This is a genomic window from Oliverpabstia intestinalis, assembly GCF_009696065.1.
Taxonomy (GTDB): domain Bacteria; phylum Bacillota; class Clostridia; order Lachnospirales; family Lachnospiraceae; genus Oliverpabstia; species Oliverpabstia intestinalis.
In genome coordinates, this window is sequence record NZ_VUMS01000009.1 from 1 (window position 1) to 14,358 (window position 14,358).

The following is a 14,358-nucleotide window of genomic DNA, read 5'->3' on the forward strand; positions in this document are numbered from 1 at the left end:
ATATTATGTAGCGACAGTAGGCAATATTACAGAAGAAGCTGTAAAAGAATATATACAGCAGCAAAAAGAAGAATCTAAAAGAGAAGATACACGACGGTAAGCCTCTTTCAGAGGCAAGCCGGTATGATTGCTTGAGGCATCCGCCTTTTAGGCGTGCAGGCATAGGACCCTTATAGGGTCAAAAACAAACCACCACTTGAAGTGGTGGTTATGACTTAGTTATATTGACGGAATACTGGAGGCACATCAGCTTTCTTATACGGATGAACTGAAAAGAAATGGTTATCTGATGCTGTTTTTTGCAACACTGATGGAAGACTATAAAAAGATTGTTCCGGCCATAGCCAATCAGCATTCCTATCCGGGAAGTGTTTATGTAAAGCATGCGATGGAATATATTGCCTACCACTACCGGGAAAAAATCAAAATTAATGAACTGGCAGATTATATCGGAGTCAACCGAAGCTACCTTACCAGCAGTTTTAAAAAGGCAATCGGGTGTTCACCACAGGAATATCTGGTAAACCTCCGGATGGAAAAAGCAAGAGAGATGCTGCGGAATACCGATATGCAGATCAATGCTGTCGCTGCCGCAGTGGGGTATCAGGACCAGCTGGCATTTTCCAAGATTTTCAAGCAGCATTTTGGAACGAGCCCCAAAGCCTACCGGGAGATGGGAGAAGAACTTCAGCTTGTAAGCGAAAAAGGGAAGTATACTTCGAAAAAAATGTAAGAGTGTATCTGTGATGGTGTGGAGCAATTACGTAATAACACAGGAAAACAGACAGGCCATAACGGAAACTTACAGAAGACAAAAAGGAGAAGCAGAATCATGCAAAGACAATATAGATTAGGAATTCCTTCTTTTATTACGGTAGAGACAGATGATAGTGTCTGGATCGGAGAGAAGGATGCAAAGAGAACAGAAAAAGGCGATGTTATGGTAGGATATGAAACCACGCCGGAGACAGAAGAAGTCTGGCTGACCGCAGATCAGACAAAAGTAAAAACGATCAAACTCCGCTGGAACACCCCGGTCAATAAGAAATCGCGGATCCTTGGCGGTTCCTGGGAGAGAACATACGGGGATGTGGACTGGAAAGGTGTCAGCGGCAGTCGTTTTATGCCGTGGTATTTTCTGGCAGCGGTCGGAGAAACTGTGACAGGATATGGGGTAAAGGTAAGACCTTCCGCCATGTGTTTCTGGCAGGCAGATACCCGTGGAATTACACTGGTGATGGATGTGCGCTGTGGCGGTACCGGTGTGCAGCTTTCCGGTAGAAAACTTCGGGCTGCTCAGATCGTAGCGATGCAAACTGAAGGAATGGGGACTTTCGAAAGTGCCAGAGAGTTTTGCAAAGTCATGTGTACCGATCCGATCTTCCCGGACTATCCGGTTTATGGAAGTAATAACTGGTATTATGCTTATGGAGACAGTTCAGAAGAAGAGATCCTGCAGGATACCGACTATATCGTGGAACTGACCAAAGGCGTGGACAATCCACCGTACATGGTGATCGATGACTGCTGGCAGGAGCATCATCGACTGGATGAGTATAATGGTGGACCATGGAAAAAAGGAAATATAAAATTCCCTGATATGGGTGCACTGGCAAAAAAACTGGAAGAAAAAGGCGTACGCCCTGGCATCTGGGTTCGATTCTTATTGAATGAAGAAGAGACGATTCCTCAGGAGTGGAGATTATCCCATAACGATTGTCTGGATCCTTCCCATCCGGGAGTCCTTTCCTATATTCAGGAAGATGTGGAAAGGATCTGTAACTGGGGTTATACACTGATCAAGCATGATTTTACCACTTTTGATATCTTCGGAAGGTGGGGCGTGGAGATGAACCCGTTCCCGACAGAGGATGGATGGCAATTTTACGATACTTCAAAGACCAGTGCGGAGATTGTAACCGGACTGTACCAGGCAATTTATGAGGCTGCGAAAAAGCACCATACTCTGATCATGGGCTGTAATACCATCGGCCATCTGGGGGCAGGTCTGATGCAACTGCAACGAACCGGAGACGATACCAGCGGTATCACCTGGGAGAGAACAAAGAAAATGGGAGTCAACACTCTGGCATTCTGTCTGCCACAGCATGGAACATTTTTTGATGTGGATGCGGACTGCGTAGGTATTACGGGTTCCATCCCGTGGAGCCTGAACCGTCAGTGGGCGGATGTTGTTGCAGAGTCCGGAACCTCTCTGTTTGTCTCAGCAAAACCAGGGGTGCTGACAGCAGAAGAAAACGAAGAACTGCACCAGATTATGTTAAAAGCATCCCAGCAGGATCATCACAAAATCCCGTTAGACTGGGAAGAAACCGACTGCCCGGAAGTGTGGGGAGACGAAGAGGAAGAAGTAGAATACAACTGGTACGAAGAAGCCGGACCGGTAGCAAAAGGAAATGACCAACTGTATCATGCGTATATTCCGCTGTCATAAAAAACAGGATGATTGTAAAAGGAGAAAAGTTATTCAGTGGCTTTTCTCTTTTTGCTTGTCGTAAAAATATAATCTTGTATAAAAAGAAAAAATTACTATAATAACAAAAAAGATATAGTAGCCGCAGGCATTTTACAGACAGAAAAATACAATGACACAGGGAACGCAAAACAGAGAAGATTTCGTTATGCTTCCGACGGTAGACTTCTGCTTTAAAGAACTGATGCAGAATGCAAAGGTAAGACAGGGAAAAGTTATGATAAACTGAAAAAGTTGCCGGAAAAAGAACAGAATGAATCCGGAATTATCTGCTGGATGCGTTTCCTTGGAGCGAAAAGCAGAAAGGAGTTTGAGAAGATGGCGAAAGAAGACTTTTATATAGACGAAGCGTATGAGATGTTAAAACATATGAGTGCGGATGAGAAGAAAAGGCTGGAATATGAAGCGAGGGAGAAAGCCTGGATGAAATATTAGAAGTTGCAAAGTTTACGGAGAATAACGGAACTGACAAAATAGTATGGTATATGGAAATAAACAGGTGTATAATGCAGGGCAGAGACCGTGAGAAACACGGGTGCACCGGGAAAACTTAAAAGAAAAACCGGGTGCAAAAAGAAAGGACGAATGAAAATGGACATGACGAGAATAGAAAAAGTAATCGAAGACATGCGCAAGATGAATCTGGAACAGTTTCTTGTGACAGATCCGATGGCTGTGTATTATCTGACCGGACAGTATTATGCATGTGGAGAACGTATGATGGTTCTGCGACTGGATGTGGAAAAAGAGCCGGTACTGGTGATCGGAAAGCTGTTTCCGCAGGATGAAGAAAAACTGGGAATCAAAGTCGTATACTTTGATGATACCGATGACTGTGTGGAAGTTTTGGCTTCTCATATGAGAAAAGGCGGAACCATCGGTATCGACAAAACCTGGCCGGCGCGGTTTCTGCTTCGCCTGATGGAACTTCAGGTGGGAGATGCGTATAGTAATGCATCCACGATTATAGATCATATCCGCCAGATCAAAACAGAAGAAGAGCAGCAAAAGATGCGTGTGGCATCCCGCTGTAACGATACCAGTATTGAAGAACTGATCCCGCTTGTAAGCAAAGGAATGACAGAAGCGGAGCTGGGAGAAGAACTCCTGAAAATCTATCTGAAAAACGGTGCCCAGGGACATTCCTTCGAACCGATCATCGCGTACGGCGCCCATGCAGCAGATCCGCATCATGAAACAGACGATTCCAAAGGAAGTTATGGCGATGCGGTAGTCCTGGATGTGGGATGCCTGGTCAACGGATACTGTGCTGATATGACAAGAACTGTATTTATCGGAAAAGCCAGCGAAGAGGCAAAGAAAATCTATGCGATCGTCAAAGAAGCCAACCGCCGCGGAATCGAAGCTGCAAAACCGGGTGCAAGATTCTGCGACGTAGACCGTGCAGCCAGAGACTACATCGAAGAACAGGGCTATGGCCAATACTTCACCCATCGTACCGGACACAACATCGGATTGGAAGTCCACGAGTTTGGCGATGTCTCCTTCACCAACGAAGAAGTCCTGAAACCAGGCATGTGCTTCTCCGTAGAACCGGGCATCTATGTCCCGGGTGGCATTGGCGTAAGAATCGAAGACCTGGTCCTGATCACCGAAGACGGTTGCGAAGTCCTGAACCACTTTACGAAAGATCTGATTGAGGTTGAAGCATAGCAAGTAAAAAAATGCGCTCCCTGAAAGACAGTCTGGAAAATCATCTACATAGGAAGGGAATCCGGTGAAAAGCCGACTTGCCCTCTGCGATATTATATTAAAAAGAAATAGCAATCACTTTGGCATGTGTGATGCTATTTCTTTTTATTTGTACAATTATCGTAACTGTTCAGTACCTTCACCGTTACGAGCCAAAATGCATAAAAAATCACCTTCGGTGATGGCATTTTGGCTTGTATGTCTCGGAATTTTTACATATTCATGTCAAAACACCTCGCGGGACAGAGGCTACTGAATAGTTACCAATTATCTATATAAGATAGAACAGAGACGCTGCCAGAGCGTGTCTGAAAAATCATTTCCGCAATCTGCAAGCCCCACTTTGCGGTATATTTTACTCTCGTTCGGTTGCCGTAGCCCGCTACGACGCCCTCATTCGGATAAAATCTCCCACAAACTGTGACTCGCAGCTTACGAAAAGCCTTTTTTAGACAAGCTCTACCAATAAAATAAGAATATCATATTAAATTTTTCATTCATTCAATTATAATAATATTCAAATCATATTCGCAACTATAATACATGATCTAAATTCTGCTATATATTTTATGGAGTTTCAGCTTTCATAATTTCAGCCAACGAACAGCATCAGGCAGGGATTTGCTTTGCAGGCAGCACTTTGTGGGCGCTTAGGGGAAGCTTTGAGATCCGACGCTTACGCAGGCTTTCGCGAGGGTCAGCTGACCCTCGTGAATCATAGCCGGAGTTAGCGGCTAGCTCAAAGTTCCCCTGCCCACGCTGCCAGCAGAGCAAATCCCTGCCTGATGCGTCCGCCTTGAAAAATTCGCCCTGAAAAATCCCTCCAACAATTATTTCTTTCAATTCCCTGTTGACATATCCTGTATAATTGTATACAATCATACAAAGATACAAAAATACAAGCATGCAATACAAAAATAAAGAACAAAAGCACAGAATCAATCTGGAGGCAACTATGGAATATCAGGAACAATCCCTGGGGAGCCAGATCTTCAACCGGATCCGGGACGACATCTTATCCGGAAACTACACTCCCGGTGAAGAACTGAAAGAAGCAACCCTGGGGAAACAACTGGGAGTCAGCCGGACACCGGTGCGGGAAGCCCTGCGGCAGCTGGATCTGGAAGGTCTGGTGGAGATCGCACCCAACCGTGGTGCCAAAGTAATCGGCATCTCCCGGAAAGATGTGGAAGACATCTATCATATGCGGGCAAGACTGGAAGGTCTGGCGGCGAGAAAAGCGGCAGAACAAATCAAAGAAGAAGAACTGGCAGAATTAGAAGAAGTAATCCTTCTATCTGAATTTCATGTAAAGAAGCCGGAGAGCAAGCAGATGGTCCGGCTGGATGGAAGATTTCATGAGATCATGTACCGGGCATCGGGAAGCCGGATGCTCGAACACGTGCTGACCGATTTCCTTCATTATGTGAAAATGGCGCGCTCCCATTCCGTAAAAACAGAACACCGTGCGCAGGAATCCGTGAAAGAACATAAAAGGATCCTGGAAGCAATCAGACAAAGAGATGGAGATCTGGCGGAGCAGCTGGCAAACGAACATATTCAGCATGTAATCGAAAACCTGGATCTGCACTGAAAGATACCAATAAAATCTGTAAAAGAGAAAAACCAGAAACCTCAAACGGTTCGAAAGAAAAAAAGCAGAATAAAATAAGAGAATAAACAGGAGGAGATAAGCAATGAGTAAAATTCAGATGACAACACCACTGGTAGAGATGGACGGAGACGAGATGACAAGAATTCTTTGGAAGATGATCAAAGATGATCTTCTGCTTCCTTACATCGACCTGAAAACCGAATACTACGATCTGGGTCTGGAACACAGAAACGAAACCGATGATCAGGTAACCATCGATGCAGCCATGGCAACCAAGAAATACGGTGTTGCAGTCAAATGTGCAACCATTACTCCAAACGCCGCACGTATGGCTGAGTATGATCTGAAAGAAATGTGGAAAAGTCCGAACGGAACCATCCGTGCGATCCTTGACGGAACCGTTTTTCGTGCTCCGATCGTTGTGAAAGGTATCGAGCCGTGCGTAAAAAACTGGAAAAAACCAATCACCATCGCAAGACATGCATACGGCGATGTGTATAAAAACACCGAGATGAAAGTTCCGGGACCTGGAAAAGTAGAACTGGTTTACACCGCAGAAGACGGAACTCAGACAAAAGAACTGGTCTTTGATTTCAAAGGACCTGGTGTTGCACAGGGTATGCACAACCTGGACAACTCCATTGAAAGCTTTGCAAGAAGCTGCTTTAACTACGCACTGGATACGAAACAGGATCTGTGGTTTGCAACCAAAGATACTATTTCCAAAAAATACGACCATACCTTCAAAGACATTTTCCAGGAAATCTTTGATGCGGATTACAAAGAAAAATTCGAAGAGGCAGGAATCACTTATTTCTATACACTGATCGATGATGCCGTAGCCCGTGTGATGAAATCAGAGGGCGGTTACATCTGGGCATGTAAAAACTATGACGGCGATGTGATGAGTGATATGGTATCCTCTGCTTTCGGTTCTCTGGCAATGATGACCTCAGTACTGGTATCTCCGGACGGTTATTACGAATACGAAGCTGCACACGGAACCGTACAGCGTCACTACTACAAACACCTGAAAGGGGAAGAAACATCCACCAACTCTGTGGCAACGATCTTTGCATGGAGCGGTGCTCTGAGAAAACGTGGAGAACTGGATGACAACAAAGAACTGATGGATTTTGCAGATCGTCTGGAAGAAGCGACCATCCGCACCATCGAAGAAGGAAAGATGACAAAAGACCTGGCTCTGATCACAACCATGGAAGATCCAACAGTATTAAACAGTGAAGGATTTATCAAAGCAATCGCTGAGAATCTGTAAGAGCAGAAATAATAGAGAAAAACAGGAGGAAGACCCATGGGAGCAGAAGAATTTCTGAATATAGAAGAAGAACATAAACGGGAGTTTAGCGAACTGTTACAGTACTGTCTGGCATCCGGCCGGATCGATCAGAACCTGTATCAGGAATATGATGTAAAAAGAGGTTTGCGTGACTCCAGCGGAAAAGGTGTACTGACCGGTCTGACAGAGATCTCGGACGTTGTCGGTTATACGTATGAAGACGGAAGAAAGATCCCGGCAGACGGACAGTTATTTTTCCAGGGATATAACGTAGCGGATATGGTGGCGAGCCTGGAGAAAAGAAAAAAAGGCTTCGAGGAAGTCATCTATACACTGCTGTTCGGACGTATCCCGAACGCAAGACAGTCAGCGATGTTTAATGATCTGCTGTCGGATATGATGAATCTGAACAACCGTTTTATCCGTGATGTTGTCATGAAAGCATCCAACGAAAATATCATGAATGCCATGCAGCGATGTGTGCTGACTCTGTACACCTACGATGATAATCCGGATAAGACCAGCGTGGAAAATGCCCTGCGCCAGTCCATGCAGCTGATCGCAAAAATGCCGCTGATCGCTGTATATTCTTATCATTCCTACCGGCATTTCCGTCAGGATGAAAACCTGTTGATCAAAAACCCGAAGAAAGAGTACAGCTTTTCCGAGAATATCCTGTATATGCTTCGTGAAGACGGTCAGTTTACCGAACTGGAAGCAAAAGTTCTGGACATTGCACTGGTTCTTCACGCAGAGCATGGTGGTGGTAACAACTCCACATTTACCAATCATGTGGTAACATCTTCCGGAACGGATACCTATTCTGCTGTAGCGGCATCTATCGGTTCCCTGAAAGGACCAAAACACGGTGGTGCCAATCTGAAAGTTCAGGACATGTTTGAAAATATCATGGAAAACTGCCCCGACTGGGAAAATGAAGAATCTCTGAGAGATTATCTGAATGATATTCTGGATAAGAAGGTCTTTGACCATGCAGGCCTGATCTATGGTATGGGACATGCGGTATATACACTGAGCGACCCGCGTGAAGTGATCCTGAAACGTTATGCAAAATTCCTGGCAGAAGAAAAAGGAAAGAACAGAGAATTTGCCCTGTATGAGAAAGTGGAAGAGATTGCAGGTGAACTGATCATGCACAAGAGAAAACTATTCAAACCGGTATGTGCAAATGTCGATTTTTACAGTGGATTCGTTTACACGATGCTTGGCATCCCGAGAGAGCTGTTCACCCCGATCTTTGCGATCTCTCGTATGGCAGGATGGTCCGCACACCGTCTGGAGGAACTGGTCAATGCCGGTAAGATCATCCGTCCGGCATACCGTTATGTGGGACACCACAGACCGTATCTGGAAGTGGAAGACCGCGAGGAACAGAACCCGTTCACCGAGGAATACCAGAGAAAATATAAGATTAAGAGCATTAAAAATGCATAAATAAAAGCAAAAATCCGTCTGACAGAGAAAATCTGTCGGGCGGATTTTGGTATATACGCGGGTAATGAGGCAAAGTCCGGGCTTGCACAAGACCTTGACGACTGCCGCAATAGTGAACGGGGAGGGCAACGAGCCAGAAGGGTGGTGAATCAGATCAGTCCGTAATGAGCCATTGCTTTCATCAGTCCGTCATTTTCCACAGTATCTGTGACATACTCCGTATACGGATCGAGCACAGGGTCGTGATGTCCAAGAGCCACGGTGTGTTTACCATAAGTAAACATGGCAAGGTCATTACTGCTGTCACCGAAGACATAAGCATCATCCAGTCCCAGTCCGAAGTGTTTCAGGATAAAATCAATGGCAGTTCCTTTGGAATATCCTTTCGGCACAACTTCATAGATACCGCCCAGCCGGTCGATCAGATCCATATCTTTTGCCAGTGCAGGGAACAGGGTGTCGGTATCGGTCTGCTCATCGGTGTAGATGACGAATTTGTCAAAGTCGCAAAGTCCGCTTTCGATATAGTGTTCTCTGGTCAGTCCCAGTGTGGCGAGATAACGGCAGGTTCCCTCCAGCTTTGCAAACCGGGTAATATGGGAAGAACGGTAGCAGTCCTCTTTTCCCTCGAGAAGCAGTCCTGCATTTGCCGCTTTTACCTGCCGGATGATCTCTGCCTGACGATCCTTCGGGATCTGCGTGGAGGTGAGCACCTCATCGTTGTATACAATATAGCTTCCGCAGCCACACAGATAACCACTGAACGGCAGCCGACAGATCATCGGCGGCAGACAGCAGATGGTCCGTCCGGTGTTGATAAATAAAAGATGTCCGAGATCATGGGCTTTTTGCAGGGCAGCAGAGGCAGATTCGGGGATCTCACCGGTGACTTCACTTAAGATGGTTCCGTCGATATCAAAAAATAATGCTTTCTTATTTGTACTCATGTTGATTCTCCGTATAAATGTTTTCTGTAACTGTTTGGTAATCCGATTTTTATTACAAGCGCAGTTTATTATACTGCCTGAGAATCCAAAATGTAAAGAGATAAGATGAACAAAAGCAATGAGAAGAATGGTAGAGGAAAACGCATTTTGACAGTTAAAAAGAAAGTTGATGAGAAAAAATAGAATCTGGGGATTTCAGAGGGGGCAAAGTATGTTAAAATAGAACTATTCAGCGGAAAAAAAGAAATCCGCAGAAAAATGATTAAAACAGGTGTAACTGTATGGTGAGTGGAAAAGAGTGAAGCTATGAAGCAGTTACAAAAAGATAAATTTTCAGGAGGGAGAAAATGACAAAAAAACAGAGAACCCTGGAGATTATAGAGCGGTTGAAGAAAGAATATCCCGATGCGGCGTGCACCCTGGATTATGACCAGGCGTGGAAACTGCTGGTGAGCGTGCGGCTGGCAGCGCAGTGTACCGATGCCAGGGTGAATGTGGTCGTGGAGGGACTGTTTGAAAAATACCCCAGTGTGGAAGCACTGGCAGCGGCAGATGTGGAAGATATCGAGACAATCGTGCGTCCCTGCGGTCTGGGAAAGAGCAAGGCACGGGATATCAGTGCCTGCATGAAGATGCTGCGGGATGAATACGGGGGAAAAGTACCGGACGATTTCAAAACATTATTAAAACTGCCGGGTGTGGGAAGGAAAAGTGCCAATCTCATCATGGGAGATGTCTTTGGAAAACCGGCGATCGTGACCGATACCCACTGCATCCGGCTGACCAACAGGATGGGACTGGTAGACGGGATCAAAGATCCGAAAAAAGTGGAGATGGCACTGTGGGAGCTGGTTCCACCGGAAGAGGGAAGCGATTTCTGTCACCGTCTGGTGATGCATGGAAGAGAAATCTGCACGGCAAGAACCAAACCGTACTGTGATCGCTGCTGCCTGAACGATATCTGTAAAAAGGTGGGTGTGGAGTAGGAGGATGAAACGATGAAAATCGGGATCATATCAGACACTCATGGAAAATTACATCCACCGGTTCTGGAGCTGACCGCTTCCTGCGATGTGGTCCTGCATGCCGGAGATGTGGATAACAGTCAGACACTGGATCAGCTCTGGATGCATCTGAAACCAAATGCCCCTTTTTATCTGGTACGTGGAAATAACGACCGGGGATGGGCGGAGCGCATCGCGAAAACACAACGGTTTTGTCAGGCTGGTGTTTCCTTTTTCATGGTGCATGACAGAAAAGATGTTTCCTGGGACCTGGACGGTGTACAGGTGGTTGTCTTCGGGCACAGTCATAAGTTTACCGTGGAAGAAATCGACGGAAGACTCTGGCTGAATCCGGGAAGCTGCGGCAGACCGCGGTTCGGCGCACCTTTGACATTGGCAGTGCTTACGATAGAAGACGGAGTGGAAAACCAGGAGTGGACGGTGGAAAAAATCACGATTTCCAACCGGTATGTGGAAAACAGGAGTATAGTATGGAAAAAAACACAACCAAAACAGAAGTAAGAGAAAAAATACAGGAACTTTTAAAAACACTGAAAGCGGAGCAGGAAAAAAAGCCGCTGCGTCTGGTGGAGCAGGTGGGATATCTGATGTATGTCCGCCTGTTTATCGAATCACAGAAGAGGGTCAGCCTGCAGGAGAGCTTTCCGTTTGCCGGATTCCCAATGGAATGGATACCGGGAGAGGAAGAAGTGGAGGATGGTCAGCGCAGCTGGCAGCTGCAGTACCAGGTACAGTACTGTTCTTCCATGGTGGAGCAGGGACATTTTATGGAAACTGCAAGACTGGAAGAAAACAGTCTGTGGATGAAAGAATTATGTAAACTCATTGACTGGACAGCTGACCACTGTGACTGGGAAGAAGGGATGCCACATCTGTTCGGCGCGCTGCTTGAAGAGATGCTCCGTCAGATGTATGCCTGGGGAACTACAGGATTGTTTCTGATGCCGGAGAACCTTACGGAAGCACTGATCCGGCTGGCAGATGGTCGTAATATCGAAAAAGTCTGGAATCCGGCGACAAGAACCGGCGGTTTTCTTGCAGTAGCCCACAGACAGTATCCACAGTGGCAGTTATACGGATGTGAAGAAGAGAAAAGTCAGTGGCAGATTGCCCGGATGCTGCAGTTTTATCATGGTGGCGGTATGGAGGGAATCCGTCGGGAAGATCCGCTGGAAGTCGACCGCATCGATAAAACCGGGGAGCGCACACCGGAAGGGGAAGTGCCGACCTACGAGGAATACGATCTGATCGTGACCAATCCACCGGTAGGGGAACTGCCGATCGAAGATCAGGACCGGTACTGGATCAGTACCAGAAAAGCACAGCTGCAGTACATGCAGATGCTGATGAATCATGTGAAAAAGCAGGGCATGGTGATCGCGGTAGTCAACGAGGGAACCCTGTTTATGTACGATGCAGAGCAGAAAGTCCGCCAGTATCTGTTAAATGACTACCAGATCCAGGGAGTCATTTCCCTTCCGGCGGGAGCATTTTTACCCTATACAGGAAGTAAGGCTTCGGTGCTGATCTTTACAAGAGAAGAAGAGATTGACAAAGAGCAGCCGGTATGGTTCTATGAGATCCAGAATCTCGGATACAGCCTGGATCGTCGCCAGGAAAGTACGGGGGTGGATGACATTCCGGCAATGCTGACATCATGGGAGAACCGGAAAGAACTGGCAGATCAGTGGAAACATCAGTTGAAGGAAGCTGCTGCGCACAACCAGTGGGAAAATCCGGTTCCGGCACATTGGGAAGAAAAATCCTGCTGGTTTGCAAGTCTGGATACGATCGCCAAAAATGACAATAATCTGTCTGCGGGAAGATACAAACCATGGAAAGAGCAGGAGACGGTTGTGACCGAATCTCCGGCACAGCTTTTGAAAGAACTGGCAGATCTGGAAACCGATACGATGAAGAAAGTACAGGAACTGATGGAGATGGCGGGGGACTATGAGTAAGAAGAAAAATATGTACAAACTGGAATCTCTCGCCCGGCTGATCTCCGGAAGAACGCCGGAGCGGGAGCAGAAGGAATACTATGCAGAGACCGGAACACCATGGGTCAAGATTGAAAATCTGGATCAGGGTTATATCCGGGAGACAGCGGAATACCTGTCCGAACAAGGAAAAGAAAAGGTTAATCTGGTACCGGAAAACAGTGTGTTATTTTCCATCGTCGGTACAGTCGGAAAAGTAGGAATCGCCGGCCGGGAACTTGCCACGAATCAGCAGATCGTGTCCCTGATCTTTGATGAGACCCGAGTGCTGCCACTGTACGGATATTATGCACTCCGGTATCATGCGGAAGAGATCCGCAAACTGTCCAATCAGACCACGATGGCGCTGATCAGCAGAAAAACCCTGGGACAGTACAGAATCTATGTGCCGGACAGTCTGGAAAAACAGCAGAAGATTGTGGATAAGCTGCGGCGTTTTGAAGAGATCAAGCTGAAAAAAGAAGAGATGCGAAGCCGGATGGAACAGTATGAACAGGTATTATTTCAGAGAATCTTTTCCTCTCAGCTGCGATACGGAGAAAAGGCGAGACTTCGCAACTATCTGAAAGAACCGGTAGGAACCGGTATTCCGAAAAATGAAGAGCCAAACGGAGAATTCCCCTGTGTGCGTCTGGAGAATTTTCGGAAGACTTATCTGACAGGACTCCATGCAGGAGAAAAAGCGGAGGTAAATGCTGGTGCAGACTGGGCGATCGAAGAGAAATACCGTGTCTGCCCGGGAGATATCCTTCTTCGAAATGGAAAGCTGATTCTGGTAGATCGGGTGGAAGATCCACTGTATCTGGATCGTAGTGTGCTGCGCATTGTGCCGGATCAGGGGCAGATTCTGCCGGAAGCCTTATATGCTTATCTGAGTCAGTCCTGTATGAGTGAAGTTCTCTACGGAGCCAGAAAAGAGGGCGATAACCGAAAACGTCCGATTCGTGCCGCCGAGGTGGAAAAGCTGATTCTGCCGCAGTTGTCCATGAAAAAACAGGAAGATTACAGCAGATGTCTGAAGAAAATCCGTGAGATCGAGAGAAATCTGGACCGGGAAATTGCACTGGCAGAGGCAGCATTTTCCGGTATGGGATGGCTGTTGCTGAGGAAAGAACGTGAGGAAGAGGCTAAGACAGATGCAATAAGCATTGAAGATGTGGAAATTGTTACGAAAGCGGAGACAGAAGAATCCACAGGGAAAGATCTGGAAACTATGGCAGATGCGAAAACTTCGGAAGGTGCAGCCGGTGAAGCGGAGCAGACAGAAGCCGGGTTACAGGAAGAAAAGTCGAAAGTGGTTTCGGGAAAAACAGGGAAGAGGATGCAAAGAAGGCCGGTGGAACTGTCCGAAGAACAGAAGCAGACGGCACATCTGATTCTTGGTGTGCTCTGCTGCTGGGCACCGAGAGATGAACGAACCGGTGCATACTGTAAGAAACGGCAGGAGATTTTCCGGATCGCGCAGCCCTATTTTCAGCCGGCAGCGGTTTCTTTTACTGATAAAAAGGGACAGCGGGAATACCTGCTCGAGAAGGATTTCCTGACCTATCGAAATGAGGAATTGAGCAAACGATACGCTACACCGATGTACTTTTTACAGGAACTTTTACAGGAAAGCGAAAACGATAATCCGCAGGACGCCCATCTGGCCTTCCAGGGAGAAGACGGGATCGCTACGGATGAACTTTGGGATTCAGCACAGATCCGGCAGATGGCAGTGTGTGGCTGGGAGATACTAATGGAGTATTCCGGACTGGGTGCATGCGGATGGCTGGTGCGTGGAGAGAATGGGAAGTAACTATGCAACAG

The 14,358-nt window shown here is 46.6% G+C and carries 13 protein-coding genes; 11 read left to right on the top strand and 2 right to left on the bottom strand.

Translation table 11 applies throughout. The features are described 5' to 3' along the window. Window positions 1-289: 289 nt before the first annotated feature. From FYJ57_RS05905 to FYJ57_RS05920, 4 genes are all read left to right on the top strand, one after another. Window positions 290-733, top strand: a complete 444-nt coding sequence (locus tag FYJ57_RS05905) for a helix-turn-helix transcriptional regulator (protein ID WP_205839925.1) — start codon at window positions 290-292, stop codon at window positions 731-733. A 99-nt stretch (window positions 734-832) separates the two neighbouring features. Next, window positions 833-2,455: a glycoside hydrolase family 36 protein gene (locus FYJ57_RS05910; RefSeq protein ID WP_154432015.1), complete on the top strand. Its 1,623-nt coding sequence runs from the start codon at window positions 833-835 to the stop codon at window positions 2,453-2,455. Window positions 2,456-2,770: 315 nt separating this feature from the next. After that, window positions 2,771-2,929 carry a hypothetical protein gene (locus FYJ57_RS05915; RefSeq protein ID WP_235904459.1) on the top strand — a complete coding sequence of 53 codons (159 nt, stop codon included), beginning with the start codon at window positions 2,771-2,773 and terminating at the stop codon, window positions 2,927-2,929. 156 nt (window positions 2,930-3,085) lie between these two features. Beyond that, a complete protein-coding gene (locus tag FYJ57_RS05920) occupies window positions 3,086-4,168 on the top strand; it encodes a M24 family metallopeptidase (RefSeq protein WP_118575415.1) in 1,083 nt (360 codons plus the stop codon). Window positions 4,169-4,467: 299 nt separating this feature from the next. Here the strand turns inward: FYJ57_RS05920 and FYJ57_RS16520 are convergent, their stop codons facing one another. Continuing rightward, window positions 4,468-4,674 carry a DUF6783 domain-containing protein gene (locus FYJ57_RS16520; RefSeq protein ID WP_408636461.1) on the bottom strand — a complete coding sequence of 69 codons (207 nt, stop codon included), beginning with the start codon at window positions 4,672-4,674 and terminating at the stop codon, window positions 4,468-4,470. 488 nt (window positions 4,675-5,162) lie between these two features. On the opposite strand from FYJ57_RS16520, the gene FYJ57_RS05925 reads away from it, so the two are divergent. The 3 genes from FYJ57_RS05925 to FYJ57_RS05935 all read left to right on the top strand — a co-directional run bounded on the left by FYJ57_RS05925 (window position 5,163) and on the right by FYJ57_RS05935 (window position 8,577). After that, on the top strand, window positions 5,163-5,801 hold the full coding sequence (locus tag FYJ57_RS05925; RefSeq protein WP_118617970.1) for a GntR family transcriptional regulator: 639 nt from the start codon (window positions 5,163-5,165) through the stop codon (window positions 5,799-5,801). Window positions 5,802-5,904: 103 nt separating this feature from the next. Next, window positions 5,905-7,101, top strand: coding sequence for an NADP-dependent isocitrate dehydrogenase (locus FYJ57_RS05930; protein ID WP_154432017.1), 1,197 nt, complete (start codon window positions 5,905-5,907; stop codon window positions 7,099-7,101). 36 nt (window positions 7,102-7,137) lie between these two features. Next, window positions 7,138-8,577, top strand: coding sequence for a citrate/2-methylcitrate synthase (locus FYJ57_RS05935; protein ID WP_154432018.1), 1,440 nt, complete (start codon window positions 7,138-7,140; stop codon window positions 8,575-8,577). Window positions 8,578-8,726: 149 nt separating this feature from the next. Here FYJ57_RS05935 and FYJ57_RS05940 read toward each other — a convergent pair whose 3' ends face one another. Continuing rightward, complete coding sequence (locus tag FYJ57_RS05940) at window positions 8,727-9,524, bottom strand: HAD-IIB family hydrolase (RefSeq protein WP_154432020.1); 798 nt, start codon at window positions 9,522-9,524, stop codon at window positions 8,727-8,729. Between the two features lie 347 nt (window positions 9,525-9,871). Here FYJ57_RS05940 and FYJ57_RS05945 point away from each other — a divergent pair, with 347 nt between their 5' ends. From FYJ57_RS05945 to FYJ57_RS05960, 4 genes are read left to right on the top strand one after another with little or no spacing between them, the layout of a single operon-like run. Further along, the gene (locus FYJ57_RS05945) at window positions 9,872-10,510 is read left to right on the top strand and encodes an endonuclease III domain-containing protein (RefSeq protein WP_106491809.1); all 639 of its coding nucleotides are present in this window, start codon (window positions 9,872-9,874) and stop codon (window positions 10,508-10,510) included. A gap of 12 nt (window positions 10,511-10,522) precedes the next feature. Further along, on the top strand, window positions 10,523-11,050 hold the full coding sequence (locus FYJ57_RS05950; protein WP_106491810.1) for a metallophosphoesterase family protein: 528 nt from the start codon (window positions 10,523-10,525) through the stop codon (window positions 11,048-11,050). Next, on the top strand, window positions 11,020-12,510 hold the full coding sequence (locus FYJ57_RS05955) for an N-6 DNA methylase (RefSeq protein ID WP_154432022.1): 1,491 nt from the start codon (window positions 11,020-11,022) through the stop codon (window positions 12,508-12,510). Before FYJ57_RS05950 ends, FYJ57_RS05955 begins: the two co-directional genes overlap by 31 nt. Further along, a complete protein-coding gene (locus tag FYJ57_RS05960) occupies window positions 12,503-14,347 on the top strand; it encodes a restriction endonuclease subunit S (protein WP_154432024.1) in 1,845 nt (614 codons plus the stop codon). Before FYJ57_RS05955 ends, FYJ57_RS05960 begins: the two co-directional genes overlap by 8 nt. Window positions 14,348-14,358: the final 11 nt, after the last annotated feature.